Raw genomic sequence first — 23,989 nt, forward strand, 5'->3', positions numbered from 1 at the left:
GGAGCCCAGGCGCCGGCCTGCTCCACGAAAAAACCGATGCGCGAAGGCAGCATCGGTTTTTTTGGGCCTCGGCATCCGGCACCTGTGCGGCACGTCCGCCCATCACCCCCGCGCTCTGCGCGTCAAACAACCGCTCAGTTGGCGGCGGCTTCGCGTTCCACGTTGTCGACGCCCGTGTGGCGCACGTCACGGCCCTTGACCATGTAGACCACCAGTTCGCACATGTTCTTGGCGTGGTCGCCAATCCGCTCCAGCGCCTTGGCGATGAACAGCAATTCGATCGAACGTGAAATGGTGCGCGGATCTTCGATCATGTAAGTAACCAGCTGGCGAATCACGCCCTGCCATTCGGCGTCGACCACCTTGTCCTGGCGCACGACCTGGGCGGCGGCTTGCGCGTCCAGCCGGGCAAAGGCGTCCAGCGCCTTGCGCAGCATGGTCACGACGCTATTGGCCATGTGCCAGAGTTCGACGGCGGGCATGTTCATGCGGCCTGCTTCATGGATCAGCTTGGCCATGCGCGCGATCTTTTCGGCTTCGTCGCCGGCGCGTTCCATGTCGGTAATCATTTTGATGACCGTGATGATCATGCGCAGATCGCCGGCGGTGGGCTGACGGCGCGCCAGGATGTGGCTGCACGCTTCATCCAGCTCGACTTCGAAACGGTTGACCTCGGCGTCGCGCTGCACGACCGCGTCCAACGCCACCAGGTCGCCGTTGGCCAGGCCATCGATTGCGCCGGTAATCTGGGACTCGACCAGGCCGCCCATCTGCAGGAAGCGCGAACGCACCTCTTCAAGTTCAGCGTCGTATTGTTTATTGGTATGTTCAGTCATGCCGGCTCCTTACGAGACAGTGGCAGAGTAGCGGGGGCGAAATCCAGCTCGCAGTTTATGAACATCATGTGACCGGAATATGTCGCCACGCAAGGCGTCGCTTCCGGACCACAGGCGCCGCAGCGCCCGTGGCGGGCCGATGATGATCAGGCGTGACGGGGCTTGTCGAGCCGGCGCACGCCGGATTGCGTCGCCAGCAGCGCCACGTCGGCGCCCCGCAGCGCGAACAGGCCGTTGGTCACGACACCAGGGATGTCGTTGAGCACCTTTTCGAGCCCCTGGGGTTCGGTGATGCGCATGCCCTTGACGTCAAGGATGACGTTGCCATTGTCGGTCGTGAATCCGGCACGCAGGTCGGGGGTGCCGCCCAGCAGCCGCACGATGCGCGCCACCGCTTCGCGCGCCATCGGAATGACTTCGATCGGCAGCGGGAACGTACCCATGTGCTCGACCAGCTTGGATTCGTCGGCAATGCAGATGAATTTTTCGGCAACCGATGCCACGATTTTTTCGCGGGTCAACGCGCCGCCGCCCCCTTGATCATGTGCAGATGGTCGTCGATCTCGTCGGCGCCATCGACATAGATAGGCATCCATGCCACGTCGTTCAGGTCGAACACCTCGATGCCGTGCGAAGCCAGCCGCGCCGCGCTGCGTTCGGAGCTGGCCACCGCGCCGCGGATGCGGCCCTGGTAGGCGGCAAGACCATCGATGAACAGGTCGGCGGTCGAACCGGTGCCGACCCCGATCACGACGTCGGGTGCGGCAACCTCGTCGACGAATTGCAGGGCCGCATCGGCCGCCTGCTGCTTGAGTTCCTGTTGAGAAAGCATGGCATCTGACTAGAAAGTGCGGGCGCGGGGCGCCCGGATTGGACTGGACCGGACACTTTAGCAGAGGTGCCTGTGGCCTTAGAGCAAAGCTGCGCCAATCGAGTCGGACACCAGATGAGGTCGGGGTATTCCGCCCGATCGTCAGGCCGGATATCCAGGGCCGCGATTCAGCCGGCAAATTCAGCGGCTCGGCTGGGCCGCACATACCAGCCGAACCCTCAGGCGGGATCCTCGGTTGTGCGTGGTTCGGGGGCGGCAGCAGCTGCTGCCGCAGGTGGCCATGCGCGCGCCAGAATGGGATCGACCAGCGCTTCGGGTACCGCCCCATCCCCCGCCAGCCAGCTCGACCCGCCCAGCCGAGCGGCAATGAAGGCCTGCGATACGGCCAACGGCGCATGCCGCATCAGGATCGCGCTCTGCAGCAACAGCGCCAGCAGACTTGCCACGCGGCGAGCCTGATAGGGCGACGCTTCGGCACACAGCACGAGGCATTCGTCCAGCGCCCGGTCATAAGCCGAATGAATGCCGACGCCATTACGCAGTTCGGCCACCAGCACCGCGAAGGACTCCGGCTCGCGGGCGATCGCGCGTTGTACGTCCAGGCACATGACGTTGCCCGACCCTTCCCAGATGGCATTGACCGGCGCTTCGCGGAACAGTCGCGGCATCGGTCCCGTTTCGACATAGCCATTGCCGCCCCAGGTCTCCAGGCATTCGCCGATCGCGGCCACCGCCCGCTTGGTCACCCAATATTTGGCGGCGGGCGTGACGATGCGGCGGATGGCGCGTTCCAGCGGATCGTCGGGCCGATCGAACGCGCCGGCCAGCCGCAGGGCCAACGCAGTGGCCGCTTCGCTTTCGAGCGCCAGGTCGGCCAGCACATGCCGCATCAGCGGCTGGTCCAGCAGCCGTGCGCCAAATGCCTGGCGTCCGGCGGTGTGGTGCATGGCTTGCACGACCGCCTGCCGCAGCAGTGCGGCGCTGCCGGCGACACAGTCGAGCCGCGTCAGCGTGGCCATCTTCATAAGCAAGGGCAATCCCCGGCCGGGCTCGCCGACCATCACGCCCCAGGCATCGCAAAACTCCACCTCGGCACTGGGATTGCTGCGGTTGCCGAGCTTGTCTTTCAGCCGCTGGATATGCACTGCATTACGCGTGCCATCGGGTCGCCAACGCGGGACGAAGAAGCAGCTCAGACCACTGTCGGCCTGCGCCAGCACCAGGTGCGCGTCGGACTGCGGCACCGAATAAAACCACTTGTGGCCGACCAGCCGATAGGCCTGGCCGCGGCCCTGCGTATTGGATGCACCCGACAGGTTCAGTGGCGCCGCCCGGGTGCGGGTGTCGCGCAAGTCGGACCCGCCCTGCTTTTCGGTCAACCCCATGCCGATCAGCGCCGATCGTTTATGCGTGATGGGTTGGTCGGACGGATCGAAGTCGGTCGATCGCATCAGGGGCAACCAGTCGCGCGCAAGGTCGATCTCGCCGGCGGGTTCGTCCTCGAGTACGGCGCGAGCCGCGAACGTCATGGTTGTCGGGCACAAGGTGCCCGCTTCGACCTGGCCCTGCATCAGATAGCCAGCGATCCGCGCCACGTGCGATCCGGCCGTGGACGCGCCGTGCATGTGTTGCCCGGCTGTTGCGAGGGAGCCGCTCGGGCCGGTATGCAGACCTTGCGCCCAGATGCCTGAAAGCAGCGTGGTCCATGCCGGATGGCACTCGATGCGATCGACCCGTCTCCCCACCTCATCGAACGCAATCAGTTCGGGCGGATATCGATTGGCCAACCGGCCGGCGTTGCGGGTCGAGGCCAGGCCCAGCCAGGCGCCATGCGCTTCCAGGGCCGGCACCGACGCCGCGGCGCCTTCGCGAAGCACGCCTTCGCGCAAGGCGTCATCAGTCGTGAACAAGGAATAATCAGGAAGGGGATCGACCTGATTGTCGATCTCGTGGGTGCTGAAGCGATCCATGCTGCCTCCTTGCCGTCATGCACGGCATGTACGGATAAGGCAGCGATGCGATCATCGCAACGATGACGTCAACCCGGGCTGGCCGCAGCGTCGTCCGCGTCTTCGCTTGCCATATCTTCGGGCCGCGTGCCGAGCAGACGCTGTGCTTCGGTCTCCGGCAGGGCCTCCACGCTTTTCAAGTTGCGAAGCATGGCACGAGTCCGGGTTTCCGTCTGGCCGATCTTGTTGCTGGCGGTTTCGAGCGTTTTCTTCACGCTGGCCAGCGCTTCGCCAAACTTTCCGAACTCGGACTTGACCGCGCCCAGCACATTCCAGACTTCGGACGATCGCTGCTCGATGGCCAGCGTGCGGAATCCCATCTGCAGGCTGTTGAGCAGGGCCGACAGGTTGCTCGGGCCGGCCACGTTGATGCGCAGGGCCTGCAGTCGGTCCATCAAGGCCGTGCGCCGAAGCACCTCGGCATACAGGCCTTCCGTCGGAAGAAACATGATGGCAAAGTCGGTGGTGTGCGGCGGCGCGACATACTTGGTGCCGATGCGCCGGGCTTCGAGCTCCACCCCTTTTTCAAACGCGGTTCCGGCGGATCGCACTGCGTCCACATCGGCGCGGTCCTGCGCATCGACCAGGCGTTCATATTCTTCTTTCGGAAACTTGGCATCGATCGGCAACCATACGGGCACGCCGCCATCGCCCCGCCCGGGCAGGCGGATCGCGAACTCCACCAGCTCGTCGCTGCCCGGCACGGGCTTGACGTTGCGGCCATATTGGGCCGGCGTCATGGTCTGTTCGATCAGCATGCCCAGCTGCACTTCGCCCCAGGTGCCGCGCGATTTCACATTCGTCAGGACCCGCTTGAGATCGCCGACGCCCGCTGCCAGCGTCTGCATCTCGCCCAGCCCCTTGTGCACGGATTCCAGCCGGTCCGACACCAGCTTGAAGGATTCACCCAGCCGCTGTTCGAGCGTGGCGTGCAGTTTTTCGTCGACGGTGCGGCGCATTTCTTCCAGCTTGACGCCGTTGTCGGTCTGCATGTCCTTCAGGCGTGTTTCGACCACGTTGCGCACATCGGTCATGCGGCGCTCGTTCGCTTCCGTCAACACACGCAGCTGTTGCTCGAAACGATCGGCAAAGCCCTGCAAGGATGCGGCGCCCTCTTCCCGCGCCGCCACGGCATCACGTGCCAGCGACGTGCGCAGGTGATCGAACCGTTCCTGCAAATGCGCGGTGAGCGTGCTCAAATTTTGCGAGAACGCGTCGAGTTGTTGATGCAGAAGTTGCGCCTGCCGCGCCTGCTGGCCGCCCAGCGCCTGCTGGTTCTGCGACAGACTATGCGTCAGTTCCGTGCGCAGGCCGCGCATGGATTCCGCGATTTCGGTGCGCAGGGCACGTTGCGTGTCCTGCAAGTCGGCGCGCAGCTGGCGTTCCAGATTGTCCTGCCGATCCAGCATCGCTTCGACGGCGTCGGCCTCCGTGCCTTGCGGCCGCCGCAGCACCGCCACCCAGGCGCCAAGCGCTGCCAGCACGGCGGCAGCTGCCGTCACCCACCCTACGATTTCGGTCAAACCAGGCCCCTTCCAAAGACGGCATTCTAAAGGAAGCGGCAGGCTCCATCGCGGCCGCGCCGGCCGTCAGGCGTTGCGATTGCGCATCCAGTCGGCCGTGTTGAAGAACGAGGCCAGCAGCCGTTCCGCCAGCCCCGCTTCGACACCCACGTCCTGCATCGCGCGCCCCATGCACAGCACCCACTGGTCGCGTTCCTTGCTGCCGATGGCAAACGGCATGTGGCGCATGCGCAAGCGCGGATGCCCGAACTGGCTGACGTAATAGTCAGGGCCGCCCATCCAGCCGCACAGAAACCAGAACAGGCGATTGCGGGCGTTCTCCAGAGACGGGCCGTGCGCGGCACGTAGTTCTTTCAGATCGTTGTCGAGGTCCATCAAATCGTAGAACCTGTCCACCAACTCCTTGACGCGCGCCTCGCCGCCGATCAGCTCATACACCGTGCGGGTGTGGTCCACCGGGGTCATCGGGTCCGTGGCCGGAATGGTGCTTGTCGTGTCGTTCATATCCTCTAGTCCGTACAGGGTCTTCAAGCGTCACGCAGGGTGGCGAGCGGAGGTTGACGCAGCACACCGCGCAGTCCCATCCAGCCGCCGATCACCGCGCAGCCGATGCCGATGCCCAGCCCGGCAAAGCCGACCCACACATTGGGCGACAGCGCGAAGTTGAACACAAAACGCGCCAGCGCCCAGGCCACCGCGGTCGCGCCCACCGACGCCAGCAATCCGGCCAGCGCACCAATGGCCGACAGTTCAAGCCACTGCGCCATCGACAACTGCCGCCGGGTGGCGCCGAGCGCCCGGAGCAGGCCGGCTTCGCGGACGCGTTCATCCCGCGTCGAGGCCAGTGCCGCATACAGCACCAGGCAACCCGCCGCCAGCGTGAACAGGAACAGGAACTGCACGGCGGCAATGACCTGGTCCAGTACGGACTGCACCTGACGCAGGATCGCGCCGGTATCGAAAATGGTCAGATTGGGGAATTCCTTGATCAGCGCGTTGGTAAAACCCGCCTTGGATTCGGGAAGGTGGATCGACGTGATCCAGCTTTGCGGCATGGGCTCGAGCACCTGCGGCGACATGATCGCAAAGAAATTGACCTTCATGGAATCCCAGTCGAGCGCGCGCAGGCTGGTCACTTTGACGTCCACGATATTGCCCGCAATGTCGTACTTGAGCCGATCGCCCAGCTTCAGGTTCAGGGTCTTGGCGATCCCGGTTTCCATCGACACTTCGGCCTGCCCGGGCGCCAGCCACTGGCCGGCCTCGACCCGGTTGTGGCCCGGCAGGTCCCGCATGTACGAAAGATTGAATTCGCGGTCCACCAGGCGCTTGGCCCGTTCGTCTTCGAATTGGTCGGGGCCGATGGGCGTGCCGTTCACCTCGATCAGGCGGCCGCGCACCATGGGGTACAGATCGACTTGCGGCAGGCCGGCTTCCTTCAGACGTTGTGCAATAAGGTCCCGCTGTTCCGGCTGAATGTTGATCACGAAACGGTTCGGTGCGTCGGCGGGCGCCGACCGCCGCCATCCTTCCACCAGGTCGGTGCGGGTAATGGACAACAGCAACAAAGCCATGAGGCCGATCGCCAAGGCGCACACCTGCGCCACCGTGGCGCCGCGGCGCCGCACGACGCCGGCCAGCGCAAAGCGCAGCGCCACCGATCCGTGCCGCCAGTGCCGCACGGGTTCCAGCAGCCGCACGCCAAACCACGCCACGCCCGCGAACACGGCAAAGCCGCCCAGGAAGCCGCCGGCAATCATGAGTCCCAGGCGCAGGTCGCGCGCGAACCAGACCAGCAGCAGACAAAAGCCCAGCGCGCCCAACGCGTAGCCCAGGGCCGTGCGAGCTTGCGGGACCCCGGTGTCCCGCCGCAGCACCCGCACAGGCGGGACATGACGCAACTGCGCCAGCGGCGGCAGCGCGAAACCGAGCAACAGCCAGACGCCCGCCAGGAAGCCCTGGAAGGCGGGCAGCGGCGATGCCGGCGGAAGGTCGGCCGTGATCAGGCCGCCCAACGCAAGGATCAACCCTTCATGCGCGGCATAACCGATCACGCTGCCGACTGCCGCGGCGACGACCGCGACGATAAAGAACTCGACAGCGAACAGCCGCGTCAGGTGCGACTGGGTCGCGCCCAGGCAACGCATGACCGCCACGCTTTCGATATGCCGCAGCGTGAATCGGCGTGCCGACAGGGCCACCGCGACCGCGGCCAGCAAGGCCGCCAGCAGCGCCACCAGGGACAGGAACTGCTGCGCGCGATCGATCGTCTGCCGCATTTCCGGGCGGCCCGATTCAATCGAATCGACCCGCTGGCCGCGGCTCAAATGGTCATTCAGCCAGCTGGAAAAACCGCGAACGTCGCCAGGCTGACCGGCGATCAGGGTGCGATAGGTCACGCGGCTACCAAACGCAATCAAACCGGTCGCGGCAACGTCATCGGTGCGGATCATGACGCGAGGCGCGACATTGATGAAGTTCATGCCCTTGTCGGGTTCGATCACGATCACACGATCGATCTGGAAGGACTTGTCGCCCAGGACGATGGAATCTCCCATCTTGACGTCGAGCAGCGCCAGCAACTGGCCGTCGACCCAGACCTTGCCGGGCGGGGGCACGTCACGGGTGACCTGATCCGCGCCGTCGGGCGCCTGCGCGACACGCAGGTTGCCGCGTAGCGGATAGCCCGGGGCCACGGCCTTCAGCGACGCAAGCTGCGAGCGCTGCGCATCGCCCTGCCCCGCGCTGGCCATGGACGGAAATTGCAGCGTGTCGGCGACGGTCAGGCCGGCGGCCCGCGCCCGTTCCCGCAGTTCCTGCGACACCGGCGCATCGGCGTTGATCACCAGATCGGCGCCCAGCAATTGACCGGCATCCCGTTCCAGCGCGAGCCGGATCCGGTCCGCGAGAAAGCCCACACTGGTGACCGATGCCACGGCGATCACCAACGCAAGGCCCAGCAATTTGAGTTCACCAGCGCGCCAGTCGCGGGTGGTCATGCGCCACGCCTGCAAGAAGACGGCAAAGCGGGAACGGCGCGCGCGAGAGGCAGTGTTCATGGACAGGTGAGACCCGGGAGGAAATGCAGACTGGGATGGAGGGCGATGCAACCCTCATCGTATCGGACCATGCACCGTGTACAGGGTTCATCGCGGCCCGAGACTGTAACTCCCGTTACTGTCGCGCTGTAGCCGCATGCTATGCGGGAATCAGCGGCGATAATGACTACCTATCGACATCATCGGAACTATTCATTTTACGGTCGCACGCGGCATCGATATCGTTGAGCCCTGACAGCACACCGTATCCATGGAGAACCCGAGAATGACCAAGCTCACTACCGCCACCGGCGCCCCTGTCGCCGACAATCAGAATTCCCGCACTGCCGGCGCCCGCGGTCCTGTGCTGCTCGAAGATTTCCACCTGCTTGAAAAGCTGCAGCACTTCAACCGTGAACGCATTCCCGAGCGCGTCGTGCATGCCAAGGGCTCGGGTGCCTATGGCGTGTTCGAAGTGACCAAGGACATAAGCCAGTACACCTGTGCCGATGTCTTGTCGGGCATTGGCAAGAAAACCGACGTCCTGTTCCGTTTTTCGACCGTGGGCGGCGAGAAAGGGTCGGCCGACACCGATCGCGACCCGCGCGGCTTTGCAATGAAGTTCTATACGAACGAGGGCAACTGGGACCTGGTCGGCAACAACACCCCGGTATTCTTTATTCGCGATGGCATCAAGTTTCCTGACTTCATCCACACGCAAAAGCGCGATCCGCTGACCAACCTGAAAAGCCCGACCATGAAGTGGGACTTCTGGTCCTTGTCGCCTGAATCGCTGCACCAGGTGACCATCCTGTTTTCGGACCGCGGCACGCCGGACGGATATCGCCACATGCATGGCTTCGGCAGCCACACGTTCAGCCTGATCAATGCCGAGGGCCAGCGCGTGTGGTGCAAATTCCACTTCCTGACGCTGCAAGGCATCAAGAATCTGGACCCGGCCGAAGCCACGCGACTGGCCGGCACGGACCCCGACTATGCGCAGCGCGACCTGTTCGAGTCGATCGAAGCCGGCAACTTCCCGCGGTGGAGCGTCAATATCCAGGTGATGACCGAAGCGCAGGCCATGAGCACGCCCTTCGACCCGTTCGACCTGACCAAGGTGTGGCCGCACGCCGACTTCCCGCTGATCGAAGTGGGCATCGTCACGCTGAACCGCAACCCTGAAAACTATTTTGCCGAGATCGAACAAGCCGCGTTTTCGCCGTCGGCTGTCGTGCGCGGGATTGGCTTCAGCCCCGACAAGATGCTGCAGGCGCGCCTGTTCGCCTATCACGATGCGCACTTGTATCGCGTCGGCACCAACTACCAGGCCTTGCCAGCCAACCGCTCGAAGGTTGAGGTCCGCAACTATCAGCGCGATGGCGCCATGCGCTTCGACGGCAACAGCGGCCGCGCCCCGAACTACGAGCCGAACAGCCACGCCGATGCGCCCAAGGAAGATCCGACCTATCGTGAAACGCCGCTGGCGCTGGATGGCCCGGCCGACCGGTACAACCACCGGGTGGGTAACGACGACTACACGCAGGCCGGCGATCTGTATCGCCTGATGAGCCCGGAGCAGAAGGCGCAGCTGATTTCGAACATCGTCGGTGACATGATGACCGTGCCACGCGACATCCAGATCCGCCAGATCGCCCACTTCACGAAGGCGGACCCCGCCTACGGCGCAGGGGTTGCGCAGGGGCTTGGCATCGACCGTTGAGCTTGGCAACGATCCGGCGGTTCACGGTATAAGGTGGGCCGCCACGCAGGGAAGCCTCTCCGGCATGCGCCGGAGAGGCTTTTTCATGCTGCGAATCTCCTTGCACCTGCCACGCAGCCCACGGCGCACAAGGTCACGACCAGCATCATTCCACTGACGGCTTCGTGCAACAGCAAGGCGGCAAGCGTCAGGCCGAAGAAGGGCTGCAACAGCTGCAATTGCCCAATGCCTGCAATGCCACCCAGCGCCAACCCGCGATACCAGAAGATGAAACCGATCAGCATGCTGAAGACTGACACATAACCAAGGCACCACCAGGCCGGCGCGGTGACGTGATCGAAGGAAGGCGGCAAGGTCCACAGGGCCACCAGCACCATGACCGGCAAGGACAGCACCAGGGCCCAACTGATCACCTGCCAGCCCCCCAACCGCCGTGACAACCGCGCGCCTTCGGCATAACCCATGCCGCACACGACGATGGCGGCCAGCATCAGCAGGCCACCCCATACCGCGTTGCCATTGCCCGTGGCCGGCAGGGTGCCTGACACGGCAAAGCCGACAACGCAGGCACTGCCAGCCAGCGAAAACGCCCAGAACGGCGCGCGAGGCCGCTCGCCGCCGCGCAGCACAGCGAACAAGGCAGTGCAGATCGGCAGCAGGCCAATAAAAACGATGGAGTGCGCCGACGACACGTGCTGCAGGGCGAGCGCCGTCAGCAGCGGAAACCCGAGCACGCAGCCCAGCGCGACGACGGCAAGCGGCGCCAGGTCCTTGAGTGCCGGCCGTCGCTGACGCAGCACGATCAGCAGCAATCCGCCAAGCGCGGCGGCGATCATCGCGCGAGCGCTGGTCAGAAACAGTGGATCGAACGCGGTGACCGCCACGCGGGTCGCTGGCAAGGACCCTGCAAAAATGACCACGCCGATCAAGCCGTTCACCCATGCGCCGGTGGTTCTGTCCATCGTCTGCTCCCTGTTGTCGATGCACGCAGTAGAGCATCGGACCAGGGCCGTTTCCAGATACACTCCAGTACAATCGGCAGGAACTGTTATGGTCTACGGTCCCGCACAGCTGCATCGAATCCCACGCCAGCTCTGGCACGCGCCGCAACCGTCCGCCGTTGCCGCCTGCCCTTGCGCCCGCCGCTCCCCATTCTCCATTCCCGGCCATCGTCCCCCAGCCCATGCCTCACCCACCCCTCGCCGCCACCCGCATTGACACCGTCATGGCGGCCGTCCGCGCCCGCATTGCTTCGCGCGCCTGCCTGCCCGGCACCCGGCTGCCGTCGGTGAGGGCGCAGGCCAAGGCCATGGGCGTGTCCGTTTCGACAGTCGTCGAAGCGTATGACCGCCTGGTCGCCGAAGGCAGCATTGCGTCCCGCCCGGGATCCGGCTTCTTCGTGGCCGGGCCAGTCGCTCCCCTAGCGCTGGCGCAACTTGGCCCGCCCCGCGAGCGCGACGTCGATCCCCTGTGGGTGTCCCGGCAGTCGCTCGAAGCCGACCCGGCAGTGCTCAGGCCGGGCTGCGGATGGTTGCCGGCATCCTGGATGTACGAGGCCGGCATGCGCAAGGCACTGCGGGCGGCTGCCCGTGCCGATGTCGCCACGCTGGCCGATTACGCGACGCCACTGGGCCATCCGGCGTTACGGCAGTTGCTGGCCCGGCGCCTGGCGCAGCAAGGCATCGAGGCGCCAGCCGGCCAGATCATGCTGGCCGAGTCCGGCACGCAAGCCGTTGATCTGATCTGCCGGTTCCTGCTGCAGCCGGGCGATACGGTGCTGGTGGACGACCCGTGCTATTTCAACTTTCACGCGCTGCTGAAGGCTCACCGCGTGACGGCGGTGGGCGTGCCCTATACCCCGACCGGCCCGGACCTGGAGGCGTTCGCTGCCGCGCTGCAGACCCATGCGCCGCGGCTGTATATCACCAACGCCGGCATCCACAACCCGACCGGCGCGACCCTGTCGCCCGTCACGGCGCATCGGCTGCTGAAGCTGGCCGAGGCGTCCGACCTGGTGATCGTGGAAGACGACATTTTTGCGGACTTCGAAGACACCGCCGCACCCCGGTTGGCGGCGTACGACGGCCTGGCGCGCGTTATCCAGATCGGCAGCTTCTCCAAGACCATTTCAGCGTCCTTGCGCTGCGGCTACATCGCGGCCCGGGGCGACTGGATCGACGGCCTGGCCGATCTGAAGCTGGCCACCAGCTTTGGCGGCGGGCGCCTGGCCGCCGACATCCTGTATACGGCGCTGACCGACAGCGGCTATCGCAAGCACATGGAATCGGTGCGCCGCCGCCTGGCCCAGGCGCGCGGCGCCACCCTGTCGCGGCTCGAAGCGATCGGCATCACGCCCTGGCTGGTGCCGCAGGCCGGCATGTTCCTGTGGTGCGCCCTGCCCGAGGGTAACGACGCGGCGACCCTGGCCCGAGCGTGCCTGGCGGCCGGCGTGGTGCTGGCGCCGGGCAACGCCTTCAGCCTGTCGTTGCGGGCGGGCGGCTTCCTGCGCTTCAACGCGGCGCAGGCGGGCGATCCGCGCGTGACCGAGGTGCTGGCGCAAGCGATGCGGGCGTGACCGCGGCGCTGGCGAGGGCGATGCCAGAGCGATGCGGGCGTGATGCAGGGGTCATGCGCTTGTGCCGCGCGATGCGCCACCGAGGCGTCACTGCCGCCTACTTTGCTGCTACGAGTTATGTCCCGCAGCGCGCGCCGCCCGGCCCATGGTCTACAGTAGTCGTCAGCCCAGACCGGACAGGTTCCGACGAGACGCCTCATGCACATTCCCCTCTTCCCCCTAGGCAATCCCTTGTTCCCCGACGGGATCATGCATCTGCAGATCTTCGAGGTGCGCTACCTCGACATGGTCAAGAAGAGCATTGCCAACGAGACGCCGTTTGGCGTCGTGCCGCTGCTGAGCGGCCGTGAAGTCCGCACGCCCGAAAGCGGCGAGGTGCTGGCGTCGGCTGGCACGCTGGCGCGCATCGACGAATGGGCGGCGCCCATGGCGGGACTGATGCAGCTGCGGTGTTCCGGCACCCAGCGCTTCCGGCTGACGTCCACCGAGCAGGGCAAGTTCGGACTTTGGATGGGCGAAGCCGAACTGATTGAGCCCGAGGAAATCGTCGCCACCCTCCCCGGTTCGCTGATGCCGACGGTCAATGCCCTGGGCAAGCTGATCGCCGACATGCAGCAGCGCGGCGTGCCGGTCAGCCAGATGCCCATCGGCACGCCCTACCGGCTTGATGAAGCCGGCTGGGTCGCCAACCGCTGGTGCGAACTGCTGCCCCTGCCCGTGCCGGAAAGCCAGGCGCTGCTGCTGGAACCGGACCCCCTGGTCCGCCTGCAGAAGGTGCAGGATTTCATGAACGAGCGCGGTCTGCTGTCATGAGCGGCACGGCCGTGGTGGTCATGGGCGTGTCGGGCTGCGGCAAGTCCACCGTGGGGAAGGCCTGCGCCGAGGCACTGGGCTGGGACTTCGTCGACGGCGATGACTTTCATTCCGAGGCCAGCATTGCCAAGATGCGCGCCGGTGAACCCCTGACCGACAGCGACCGCGCGGAATGGCTGCGCCGCCTGTCCGAATTGCTGGCAGACGCGCATGCGAATGACCGGCGCCTGTTCCTGCCCTGCTCCGCCCTGCGCCTCGCGTATCGCGAGCAATTGCGCAGCGCCCATCCCGGCCTGCGGTTTGTCTTCCTGTCCTTGACCCAGGACGATGCGCTGGCCCGCGTCAGCCAGCGTCACGGCCACTTTTTTGCGCCCGCCCTGGTCGCCAGCCAGTTCGCCACGCTCGAATCTCCGGTCAATGAAGATGGCGTCCTGACCGTTGACGCCATGGTTCCCGTGCAGACGTTGGTCGATCAAGTGAGCACCTGGCTCATTAACGCGTAAGACGTGCACTGACCGCGCGTCCACGCCCGACAACGGTGCGGCACAACGTTCGTGTAGCGTTCCCCGAACCAAGGCACACTGACGAACCGCTGAAAAAAAGTGTGAATTTGAGACATAGGGCACACATTTTGAGACGTCGGGCAAAGTGCCTGCCGGGGTGATCTTCTAAGCTGTAAGACCGCCTGATCACCGGGATGACGGATCGCGTCTTCAGACAGACGCGTCGCCGTTGCTTGCGCGCCGTCCATGTGGGCCGCAAGGTGTGATCCGTGTGACCGAGAGGAGCCATGACCAAACTCGTTGATGAACTTGCGCTGTTGAGCCGCAACCGCAAGGCGCCCGCACGTCCTCCCTGGTACCGCGGTCGAGAACAAGGTCTGGAACGCCTGCGCAACTGCCTGCGCATGCGCGCCCACGCATCGCTGTGCAACGCCACGTTCGGATTCGTTGCGGGCGCGGATCAGGCCGACTTTGCCTGCGCCATGCTGGGCGCCGAGGGCCTGCGCTGCCGCCTGGTCGAAGAAGGCACCACCGCGCTGCTGGTGGTCGAATGGCTGGATGCCCCGCCGCCCGCGCTACCCTTGAAGGCGCAATACGTGGTGGACGTGTTCTGGAACGTGACGGTGGTGCGCAATGACGACATGCCATCGGTGTCCGCCCTGGGATAACTTCAACGGGGTCACGCTGGCAGGACGAAAAAAGCGGGGACAGCATCATGCAGTCCCCGCTTCTTTTGCCACGCCCGACGGATCAGACGCTGCCGGGCCACCGTGGTGACCCGGCCTGCCCCGGCTTACTGCTGGGGCGCGGGCTCGGCGGCTTCGGCCGCCACGGCGATCGCCTTGATCGACAGGCGCAGACGGCCCTTGTCGTCGGCTTCGATGACCTTCACGCGGACCTGCTGGCCCACCTTCAGGACGTCGTTGATGTTGGCGATGCGATGGTTCGCGATTTCCGAGATGTGCAGCAGACCGTCACGGCCTGGCAGCACCTGGACGATCGCGCCGAAGTCCAGCAGACGCAGCACGCTGCCGTCGTAGACCTGGCCCACTTCCACGTCGGCCGTCAGGTCGGCGATGCGGCGCTGGGCTTCCTTGGCGCGGTCCAGATCCACGCTCGAGATGACGATGGTGCCGTCATCCGAAATGTCGATCTGCGTGCCGGTTTCTTCGGTCAGCGCGCGAATGGTGGCGCCGCCCTTGCCGATCACGTCGCGGATCTTTTCCGGATTGATCTTCATGGACAGCATGCGCGGCGCGAAGGCTGACAGTTCGCCACGCGACGAATCGATGGCTTCGCGCATCTTTTCGAGGATGTGCAGACGGCCTTCGCGGGCCTGCGCCAGCGCGACCTGCATGATTTCCTTGGTGATGCCCTGGATCTTGATGTCCATCTGCAGCGCGGTCACGCCATTGACGGTACCAGCCACCTTGAAGTCCATGTCGCCCAAGTGATCTTCGTCACCCAGGATGTCGGTCAGCACGGCAAATTTGCCGCCGTCCTTGATCAGACCCATGGCCACGCCGGCCACGTGATCCTTGACCGGCACGCCCGCGTCCATCATGGCGAGCGAACCGCCGCAGACCGATGCCATCGACGACGAACCGTTGGATTCAGTGATTTCCGACACGACGCGGATGGTGTACTGGAAGTCTTGCGGTGCGGGCAGCAGCGGCGTCAGCGCGCGCTTGGCCAGCTTGCCGTGACCGACTTCACGACGCTTCGGCACGCCGATGCGACCGGTTTCGCCGGTGGCGAACGGAGGCATGTTGTAGTGGAGCATGAAGCGGTCGCGGTACTCGCCCATCAGGGCGTCGATGATCTGCTCGTCTTGCTTGGTGCCCAGCGTGGCGATCACCAGCGCCTGGGTTTCACCGCGGGTGAACAACGCACTGCCGTGGGCGCGAGGCAGCACACCCAGGCGGACGCTGATCGGACGGACGGTGCGCGTGTCGCGGCCGTCGATACGCGGCTCGCCGCTCAGGATCTGGCTGCGGACGATCTGCGATTCGAATTCGAACAGGATGTTGTCGACGTCCACCGAGCTGTACTCGGCGATCGCGCCCGACGCAGCCTGTTCGGCCAAGGCCGTCTTGACCTGGGCCGACACGTCGCGCAGCTTGGTGGTGCGGGCCTGCTTGTCGCGGGTCTGGTAGGCGGCTTCCAGCGCGGCGTAGCCGGCGTTGCGCACAGCGGCGATCAACGGCTCGTTGCGAGCCGGCGGCTGCCAGTCCCACTCGGGCTTGCCGGCTTCGCGGACCAGTTCGTCGATCGTGTTGATCACGACCTGCATCTGTTCGTGGCCGAACACCACGCCGCCGAGCATGACTTCTTCGGACAGCTGCTGGGCTTCGGATTCGACCATCAGCACGGCGTCGCGCGTGCCGGCGACCACCAGGTCGAGGGCCGAGGTCTTGAGCTGGCTGGCGGTAGGATTCAACACGTATTGGTCGTTGATCCAGCCCACGCGCGCACCACCGATCGGGCCGGCGAACGGCAGACCGGAGATGGCCATGGCGGCCGATGCGCCGATCATCGCAGCGATGTCGGGATCGATCTCGGGATTGACCGACAGCGTGTGGATCACCACATGCACGTCGTTGTAGAAGCCTTCAGGGAACAGCGGGCGCAGCGGACGATCGATCAGACGCGAGGTCAGCGTTTCCTTTTCGGATGGCTTGCCTTCGCGCTTGAAGAACCCACCCGGAATACGGCCGGCAGCGTAGGTCTTTTCGATGTAGTCGACGGTCAGCGGGAAGAAGTCCTGGCCCGGCTTGATGCGCTTGGAGCCGACGACCGTCGCGAGCACCACCGTGTCTTCGATGGACACGACGACGGCACCCGACGCCTGGCGAGCGAGTTCGCCGGTTTCGAGGGTGACGGTATGCTGGCCATACTGGAATGTTTTTGTGACTTTATTGAACATGACAGGCATCCTTTACGGTTGCCCCTCCGGAAACGAAAATGCCTGTGACAGGTGTTCCTGACACAGGCACTCTCCAATTCAGGAGGGAGTAGTTTTGGTGCCAGTCCCGCGCGCCGCGCAGGACTGGAAACTCACGGAAAAGCCGGCCAACGCCGGGCGGGAAACCACCGCAGCGCGGGACAACCTTCCGTGCCCCCCGACAATCACTTGCGCAGACCGAGTTTCTCGATCAGACCGCGGTATGCATCGGCGTTGCGGCTCTTCAGGTAGTCGAGCAGCTTGCGGCGACGGCTCACCATGCGCAGCAGGCCGCGGCGCGAGTGATGGTCTTTGGTGTGGGCTTTGAAGTGACCGGTAAGTTCGTTGATACGAGCGGTCAAGAGCGCAACTTGCACTTCGGGCGAACCGGTGTCGCCTTGAGCACGTTGGAATTCGGTAACGATGGTGGCTTTATTGATGTCAGCGACGGACATGATTTCCTCTCCAGACAGGCGGCGAAACCGAGGCGCTTCGCCGTGAATGTTTGATTGCGATGGTATGAGTGCTTGGGTTCGACCACTGAATGTTCAGGACCCGGTAACGAGGACTGATGGCTTCAGTGCTGCTCCAAATAAACTCGGGGCAGCCCAAGAGTATACCCCAATCAGGGCAGTTTCGGCATGACGCAGCGCGTCGGCAACGCCAGGTCCTGCGCGCCGACCTTCAGGGCGGTTTCGAATCCGTAGCCGCTGCCTTCCACGTCCAGCCGCGCCGTGCCAACGCCCTGCTTCTGCATGGTGAACACGTACAGCGGCTTGATCGCCTGGTGATCGGCCGGACGCATCCACAACTCGGCGCCTTCCTGGGTCCAGCGCATGCCCGACAGCTGCCGCGCGACGGTCACCGCATCCGCCGAACCGCCCTTCTCCAGCGCCGCGGCCAGCATGTCCACCATGTGCAGCATGCGAGCGTTCAGGTAGTCGTCGGCCGGCCGCGGGAACTGCTTGCGATAGGCAGCGTAGGCCGCATCCATGCCGGGCTCGCCCGCGTTGTAGTGCCACTCCGCGACGGCGCGGACCTTGCCCACCCCGGCATCGCCGATCGCCGCCGGCGCCCCCAGCGCATTGGCATAGAACGTATAGAAATTGGCGTTGACGCCGGCTTCGCGCGCGGCCTTGATCAGCAGCGTCAGGTCATTGCCCCAGTTGCCGGTAATGACGGTATCGGCCCCGCTGGCCACGATCTTGGCGGCATAAGGCGCAAAATCCTTGACCTTGCCGATGGCATGGAACTCGTCCGCCACGATCTGCACATCGGGCCGCTTGCTGGCCAGCGCGCTGCGCGCCGCCTGCGACACCTGCTGGCCAAAGCTGTAGTCCTGGTTGATCAGATAGACCTTGCGCACGCTTTGATCGCGCTTCATCACTTCAGTCAGCGCGGCCATGCGCATGTCGGAATTGGCGTCGAACCGGAAATGCCACGGGCTGCACTTCTCGTTGGTCAATGCGGGGTCGACCGCTGAATAGTTCAGGAACACCATGCGTTTGGTGGGGTTGCGCTGGTTGTGCCGGTTGATGCCCTCCAGCAATCCGGCGGCCACCGCCGAACTGTTGCCTTGCAGGATCAGGGTCATGCCCTGGTCGCTCGCCGCGCGCAGCAGCAACAGCGCTTCGTCCACCTGATTCTTGCTGTCGAAGCTGACCAGCTCCAGCGGATGCCTGCCATCCGCCAGCGTCACGCCGCCCCTGGCGTTGACGCGGTCCACCGCGAACCGCAGATTGCGCATGATCGCGTCCCCCGTGTTGGCGAACGGGCCGGACATGGCTTCGATCACGGCCAGCCTGACCGGCGGCAACATCGGGGCCGACACCTGGGCCGTCACTGGCGCGGCGGCCGAGGGGGCCATGGCCAGTCCGCCAGACGGCGCCACAGCGGCCGCCACGGCCAACGCACTTACAATCGGGGATAGGAACCCGAAGCTGCGACGAGCGGTCACATGCTTCTCCACCAAATGAAAAGAGGGGATTGTATGGGTATCAGTCAAGGTATGCGCCGCGGCCTGCCCCACGCGCTGGCCGCCGCCGCGCTGGCGGCGCTGCTGGGCGCCTGTGCAAGTCCGGCCACCATCCAGCCCGGCGAGACCCAGGCCGCCACCATGGCGCGCCTGGGCAAGCCAGCGGTCGAACGGCCGTTGCCGAACGGCGGCACGCGGCTCATCTACACGTCGCAGCCCATGGGCCAGTACACATGGATCACCGACTACGACGCCAACCACGTGGCCGTGTCCACCGTGCAGGCGCTGACCAGCAACCGCTTCCAGATGATCAATGACGGGCTGGAAGAAGGTAAGTGGAACCGGGACCGCATGATTTTCGAGTTCGGCCCGCCCGCCGAGATCCGCCGCGTGGCCTACCCTGCCGACCAGGCGGTATGGGGTTACCGCTTCCGCCAGGATGGCGTCTGGAATTCGCTAATGTACGTGTATGTGCGCGACAGCGACGGCGTGGTGACACGTTTCCACCCGGGTCCTGACCCGCTGGCGGATCCACGCGAAGGGTTTGGAAGGTAAGCGGCGACGCCCATCGTCATTCCTGCCGGGTAGGCGCAGGCATGAATAAGCGGGGGCTGCGCCGTTGACGCCCTGACAGGCAGACAAGGCCGTGCCGAAAGGCGCGGCCTTGTCGTTTGCGGAGCCGGCGCGGCGCTTGGCGGCGGCGCGCCAGCGTCCAGCCGGCCAGTCGCAATGCCGGTACGCGGGACCCACCATTGGGCCATGGGCCGGATTGCCATAGAATGATACGCATTCTCATGGAGAGGACCATGCCTGGCGCGCGCGCCCTCGGACCCGATCAGATCACTACGCTCTACCGACACCATCACGCCTGGCTGTGCGGATGGCTGCACGCCCGCCTGCGCTCGCGCCAGGATGCTGACGAGATTGCGCAGGACACCTTCGTGCGCATCATTGAAAAACGGGATGCGCTGTATGTGGACGAGGCCAGGGCCCTGCTCACCACGATCGCCAAAGGGCTGCTGATCGACCACTTCCGGCGTGCCGCGCTGGCCCGCGCGTACCTGGCGGCATTGGAAGCGCTGCCGCCCGCGCATGCGCCGTCGCCGGAAGCCCAGGCGCTGGTGCTGGAAACGCTGGTGGCAGTGGACCGGCTGCTGCGGCGCCTGCCTGTCAAGGTCCGGCAGGTGTTCCTGATGGCACAGCTGGATGGGCTGGCCTATGCCGATATTGCCGCGCAGATGGGAATATCGGCACGGACCGTACAGCACTACATGACGACGGCGTGGCGGCTTTGCTACGACGCGGCATGAGTGACAGTCTTCGCGACACCGCGATCGCCTGGAAAGTGCGCCTGCAATCCGGCGCCGCCTCTGCCGCCGAATTCAAAGCCTTCGCACGCTGGCGCGACGCCGATCCGGCGCACGCCCGGGCATGGGACCGGTTGCAGCACATCGGCAATCTGCTCACCGTGATGCCGCCTTGCACCTTGCGCAGCACCTTGGCGCGCGCCGACGCCGACCGTGCGCGCAGCGGGCGGCGGGCCGTGCTGAAGTCTTTGTGGGTAGTGGGCGGCACTGCAATCGGCGCAGGTGCAAGCTGGTCCGGCTACCGGTGGCTGCCCTGGCAGGATCTGGTCGCCGATTACCACACCGCCGTGGGCGAGCAGGCCGAGGTGACGCTGGACGATGCCAGCCGCGTCACGCTCAACACCAACACCGCCATCTCGGTGCACATGGACGCTGGACAGCGCGGCATTGAGCTGCTGCGCGGCGAAATCCTGCTGCGGGTGGGCGGCCATGGCCGGCGGCAGATGCTGGACGTGCGCGATCCGGCCGGCGGCGTCAGCGCCACGGAGGGCCGGTTTGCCGTCAGGCGAACACCGGTCGGCACACGGGTCGCGGTCTATGACGGCCAGGTCCGGATCGCCTGCGCGCAAGGCGCCAGTGCCGTGTTGCAGGCAGGCAGTGTGGCTTGTTTCACGTCCAGCGGGGTCGGTCCGCCAGCGCCCCTGAGCGACGGCGACGGTGCCTGGACAGACGGCGTCATCGTGGCGCAGGGCATGCGGCTGGGTGATCTCGTCGCAGAGCTGTCGCGGTACCGCGTCGGTCTCGTGCACTGCACGGACGACGTTGCCGGCCAACGCATTTCGGGCGTCTATCCCGTCGGGAACACCGATCATGCGCTGGACGCCATCACCCGCGTGCTGCCGGTGGCCGTGCACCGGCGCACCCGGTATTGGATCACGGTGACGGCGGCGTGACGGCATGGCGGCGGGTCAGTCATGGCGCAGTCGCGGCCAGTCCTGGATCCGTGACAGTCCCGCAGTGCCTGGGCGGCCGGCGCACGCTGCCGTTACACTTTCGTTTGCGTGTTTGGCGGTCTCGTTCGGTATCCAGGCATCCGCATGACAACCCCAAGGACGCCCATGATTTGCCCCACCGCACGCTACCTCGCGGCCGCCGCCGCACCGGTCGCACTCGCCGTTCTGGCATCCCTTGCCGCCCCTGCAGCCTGCGCGCAAGACGCAACTTACCAGCTGGACATCCCCGCCGGCGATCTTGGCGCGACGCTGAACCGCTACGCGCGCAGCACCGGCGTGCTGCTGTCCTTCGACCCAAACATGGTCGCAGGCAAGACCGCGCCTGCGCTGCGGGGTACCTATACCGTCGGCCAGGGCTTCGCCCTATTGCTTACCAATGCGGGCCTGGCTGCGGTGCCCGACGGCCGCGGCGGCTATGCCTTGACCACGCGGACCGGCGCACCGGCAGCGCCTGCCGGCAACGGCGCGGCTGCGACGACGCTCGGTACGATCGCCGTATCGGCCCCTGCCCTGGGCAGTGACATTGCGCCCCGCGGCTTCGTGGCCAGACAGGCCGAATCCGCCACCAAGACAGGCACGCCGATCAATGAGACACCGCGTTCGATCGCCGTGATCACGCGCGACGAACTCGATGTGCGTAGCGCGCAAAGCCTGCCCGAGGCGGTGCGCTACACCGCAGGCGTCGTCACCGGCGCCTACGGCTACGACCCGCGCTTCGACCAGATCAGCATCCGAGGCTTTCCGGTCAATACCTACGGCGACTATCGTGACGGCTTGCGCCAGGGCCAAGGGTCCTACGCCTACTTCAAGTCCGAGCCCTATGGCCTGGAACGTATCGACGTGGTCAAGGGACCGGCATCGGTCCTGTATGGTCAAAGCACCCCGGGCGGCCTGATCGACCGCATCAGCAAGCAGCCCACCGCCACGCCACTGCGCGAACTGGAGGTGCAGGCGGGCAACCATGACCGCAAGCAGATGGGGGGCGATTTTGGCGGCGCGCTCGATGCCGATGGCAAGGTGCTGTGGCGCGTGACCGGCATTGCCCGCGATGCCGATACGGACGCCAAGGCCGCCAACAACCGCTATTACCTGGCCCCGTCGCTGACCTGGAAGGCGGGCGACAAGACCAAGGTCACTGTCCTGGCCCACGCGCTGAAAGACGAGACCGACAGCAGTGTCGGCGTCTATCAGGAAAACGGCCGCGCTTCCCGGAACCGGGTCAGCGACTACGGCTATGACCAGCAGAAGCAGGAGCAATTCCAGTTGGGCTATCGCCTGGACCACGCCTTCAACGACAACCTGTCCTTCACGCAAAAGGCCCGGTATGGCGTCATCAACGTCCACGCGCGGTACCTGAGCGGCGCCGGACTGGTGCCCGGCACGCGGCTGCTCCGGCGCACCGCCTACGCCATTGAAAACAAGGCAGACACGTTCGTGATCGACAACCAGGTCCATGCCAGGACAAGCACCGGGCCGGTGGATCACCGGCTGCTGTTCGGAATCGACTACCAAAAGGTGGCATCCACCTTCGGCCTTGGCGTCGGCAACGCCGCAGACTACCCGGTGTTGAATCTGGACAACCCGGTCTACGGCAATGTGATTGCCCCGACGCCCGCGCTGGCGCCGCGCACAGGCACCTTCGTCGACCAGTTGGGTGTGTACGCCGCCGACCAGATGTCGTGGAACCGCTGGCGCTTCAATGTGGGCGTGCGGCGCGACGGGGTCGAGCATGAAGCGCGCAACCTGGGCACGGCCGCCGTCACCACCCACAAACGCAGCCACGCCATCACTACGCAGGCCGGGGTGCTCTATGCCTTCGACAATGGCATGTCGCCTTACGCGAGCTACGCCACGTCGTTTCAGCCGAACACCTCGCTGTCGCTGAGCGGATCGCCGCTCGATCCAACCAAAGCGCGCCAGTTCGAAGTGGGCGTGAAGTTTCAGCCCAAGAATGAAGACGCTTTCCTGACCGCGTCGCTGTTCGACCTGACCGAGCAGAACGCCGTGCGCAGCATTCCGGGCACGGCCTTTTCCGAGCTGACCGGCCAGGTCGGCTCGCGCGGGCTCGAACTGCAGGGCAAAGCCAGTCTGGCCCGCGACGTGAATCTGACCGCGTCATACACCTACAACCAGACCGAGGTGACGCGGTCCACCGACCCGGCGGAGATCGGCAAGGAATTGCCGGTCACGCCGCGGCACACCGCATCGTTGTGGGCGGATGCGATCTTGCGCACCACACCGCTGGCCGGGCTGGGCCTGGGCGCGGGCATGCGCTTCGTCGGCGCCAACAAGACCGACAAGATCAACGCATCCACCAATCCCAGCGCGACCCTGGTGGACCTGGCCGTCTATTACGACCTGGCTCGCCTCGACGCCAGCATGAAAGGCTGGCGCGGCGCGGTAAACGTGCAGAACCTGTTGGACAAGGAGATGGAGGTATGCAACTCCGGCTTCTGCTATCGCGGCCAACGGCGCACGGTCGTTGCGTCCCTCCGCTATCGCTGGTGAACGAATGAGCAATCGAGACCTTATGTTGACATCGGCCGTGTACGCCCGGACCCTACCGTGGAAGCGTGATGGCGCTGCGCGGCACAGTGGCGACGCGTTGCAGCACAGGCCCTTGCGGCGCCACGCCTTCGCGGGCAGCTTTATGGCATCGGCGCGAAGGCTCACGCTCCTGGCCGCGCTGATCGCATCCGGCACCGCCATGGGCGCCGCGCCCGCACCGACGACGTCCGGTACGCCCGCGGCGCGCGCATTGCCCGCATCGCCGCCCGATGCCGCGGATCCCGCACTCGGCATGGCTCCGCCAGTCGCGCTGCCTGGCACCCGCCATCTGGCCATGCAAAGCACCAAGGGCCGCGACTACCGCATCATGATCACCGAAGCCAAGGACCC

Annotated in this window: 18 protein-coding genes and 1 pseudogene; 9 read left to right on the forward strand and 10 right to left on the reverse strand. The window is 65.3% G+C overall.

Translation table 11 applies throughout. The annotated features are described in order from the left end of the window. Positions 1-134: 134 nt before the first annotated feature. The 6 genes and pseudogenes from phoU to ACNANG_RS03170 form a co-directional block, all read right to left on the reverse strand. Complete coding sequence (gene phoU, locus ACNANG_RS03145; protein WP_420225959.1) at positions 135-836, reverse strand: phosphate signaling complex protein PhoU; 702 nt, start codon at positions 834-836, stop codon at positions 135-137. A 146-nt stretch (positions 837-982) separates the two neighbouring features. Beyond that, positions 983-1,668 (reverse strand): annotated as a pseudogene (gene rpiA, locus ACNANG_RS03150) (ribose-5-phosphate isomerase RpiA). Positions 1,669-1,886: 218 nt separating this feature from the next. Next, the gene (locus ACNANG_RS03155) at positions 1,887-3,638 is read right to left on the reverse strand and encodes an acyl-CoA dehydrogenase family protein (RefSeq protein ID WP_420225960.1); all 1,752 of its coding nucleotides are present in this window, start codon (positions 3,636-3,638) and stop codon (positions 1,887-1,889) included. A gap of 68 nt (positions 3,639-3,706) precedes the next feature. Beyond that, on the reverse strand, positions 3,707-5,086 hold the full coding sequence (gene rmuC / locus ACNANG_RS03160; protein WP_420227433.1) for a DNA recombination protein RmuC: 1,380 nt from the start codon (positions 5,084-5,086) through the stop codon (positions 3,707-3,709). Positions 5,087-5,266: 180 nt separating this feature from the next. Then, positions 5,267-5,704 (reverse strand): group II truncated hemoglobin, encoded by a 438-nt coding sequence (locus ACNANG_RS03165; protein WP_420225961.1) that lies wholly within the window; start codon positions 5,702-5,704, stop codon positions 5,267-5,269. A gap of 23 nt (positions 5,705-5,727) precedes the next feature. Then, entirely contained in the window at positions 5,728-8,199 is a 2,472-nt protein-coding gene (locus ACNANG_RS03170) for an ABC transporter permease (protein ID WP_420225962.1), read from the reverse strand. Between the two features lie 325 nt (positions 8,200-8,524). Between ACNANG_RS03170 and ACNANG_RS03175 the strand changes: the two genes are divergently transcribed. After that, entirely contained in the window at positions 8,525-9,961 is a 1,437-nt protein-coding gene (locus ACNANG_RS03175; protein ID WP_420225963.1) for a catalase, read from the forward strand. Positions 9,962-10,044: 83 nt separating this feature from the next. Here ACNANG_RS03175 and ACNANG_RS03180 read toward each other — a convergent pair whose 3' ends face one another. After that, on the reverse strand, positions 10,045-10,923 hold the full coding sequence (locus ACNANG_RS03180; protein WP_420225964.1) for a DMT family transporter: 879 nt from the start codon (positions 10,921-10,923) through the stop codon (positions 10,045-10,047). 263 nt (positions 10,924-11,186) lie between these two features. Here ACNANG_RS03180 and ACNANG_RS03185 point away from each other — a divergent pair, with 263 nt between their 5' ends. The 4 genes from ACNANG_RS03185 (at position 11,187) to ACNANG_RS03200 (ending at position 14,520) form a co-directional block, all read left to right on the forward strand. Beyond that, positions 11,187-12,536, forward strand: a complete 1,350-nt coding sequence (locus tag ACNANG_RS03185; RefSeq protein ID WP_420225965.1) for a PLP-dependent aminotransferase family protein — start codon at positions 11,187-11,189, stop codon at positions 12,534-12,536. Positions 12,537-12,734: 198 nt separating this feature from the next. After that, on the forward strand, positions 12,735-13,349 hold the full coding sequence (locus ACNANG_RS03190) for an LON peptidase substrate-binding domain-containing protein (RefSeq protein ID WP_420225966.1): 615 nt from the start codon (positions 12,735-12,737) through the stop codon (positions 13,347-13,349). Further along, complete coding sequence (locus tag ACNANG_RS03195) at positions 13,346-13,852, forward strand: gluconokinase (protein WP_420225967.1); 507 nt, start codon at positions 13,346-13,348, stop codon at positions 13,850-13,852. The genes ACNANG_RS03190 and ACNANG_RS03195 overlap by 4 nt, the downstream gene beginning before the upstream one ends. Before the next feature lie 287 nt (positions 13,853-14,139). Next, positions 14,140-14,520: a hypothetical protein gene (locus tag ACNANG_RS03200; RefSeq protein WP_420225968.1), complete on the forward strand. Its 381-nt coding sequence runs from the start codon at positions 14,140-14,142 to the stop codon at positions 14,518-14,520. Between the two features lie 125 nt (positions 14,521-14,645). Here the strand turns inward: ACNANG_RS03200 and pnp are convergent, their stop codons facing one another. The 3 genes from pnp to ACNANG_RS03215 form a co-directional block, all read right to left on the reverse strand. Next, positions 14,646-16,778, reverse strand: a complete 2,133-nt coding sequence (gene pnp / locus ACNANG_RS03205) for a polyribonucleotide nucleotidyltransferase (protein ID WP_420225970.1) — start codon at positions 16,776-16,778, stop codon at positions 14,646-14,648. A gap of 203 nt (positions 16,779-16,981) precedes the next feature. Further along, positions 16,982-17,251 (reverse strand): 30S ribosomal protein S15, encoded by a 270-nt coding sequence (gene rpsO, locus ACNANG_RS03210; RefSeq protein ID WP_179588404.1) that lies wholly within the window; start codon positions 17,249-17,251, stop codon positions 16,982-16,984. Between the two features lie 170 nt (positions 17,252-17,421). Further along, positions 17,422-18,663, reverse strand: a complete 1,242-nt coding sequence (locus ACNANG_RS03215) for a branched-chain amino acid ABC transporter substrate-binding protein (RefSeq protein ID WP_420225971.1) — start codon at positions 18,661-18,663, stop codon at positions 17,422-17,424. Between the two features lie 123 nt (positions 18,664-18,786). Here ACNANG_RS03215 and ACNANG_RS03220 point away from each other — a divergent pair, with 123 nt between their 5' ends. From ACNANG_RS03220 to ACNANG_RS03235, 4 genes are all read left to right on the forward strand, one after another. Beyond that, complete coding sequence (locus ACNANG_RS03220; RefSeq protein WP_420225972.1) at positions 18,787-19,326, forward strand: hypothetical protein; 540 nt, start codon at positions 18,787-18,789, stop codon at positions 19,324-19,326. Between the two features lie 251 nt (positions 19,327-19,577). Further along, the gene (locus ACNANG_RS03225) at positions 19,578-20,081 is read left to right on the forward strand and encodes a sigma-70 family RNA polymerase sigma factor (RefSeq protein ID WP_420225973.1); all 504 of its coding nucleotides are present in this window, start codon (positions 19,578-19,580) and stop codon (positions 20,079-20,081) included. Next, entirely contained in the window at positions 20,078-21,031 is a 954-nt protein-coding gene (locus ACNANG_RS03230; RefSeq protein ID WP_420225974.1) for a FecR domain-containing protein, read from the forward strand. Before ACNANG_RS03225 ends, ACNANG_RS03230 begins: the two co-directional genes overlap by 4 nt. A 165-nt stretch (positions 21,032-21,196) precedes the next feature. Next, entirely contained in the window at positions 21,197-23,599 is a 2,403-nt protein-coding gene (locus ACNANG_RS03235) for a TonB-dependent siderophore receptor (protein ID WP_420225975.1), read from the forward strand. The last annotated feature ends 390 nt before the right edge of the window (positions 23,600-23,989 follow it).

The organism is Pigmentiphaga litoralis, from assembly GCF_048632615.1.
In the GTDB taxonomy this organism is placed as follows: Bacteria; Pseudomonadota; Gammaproteobacteria; order Burkholderiales; family Burkholderiaceae_B; genus Pigmentiphaga; species Pigmentiphaga litoralis_B.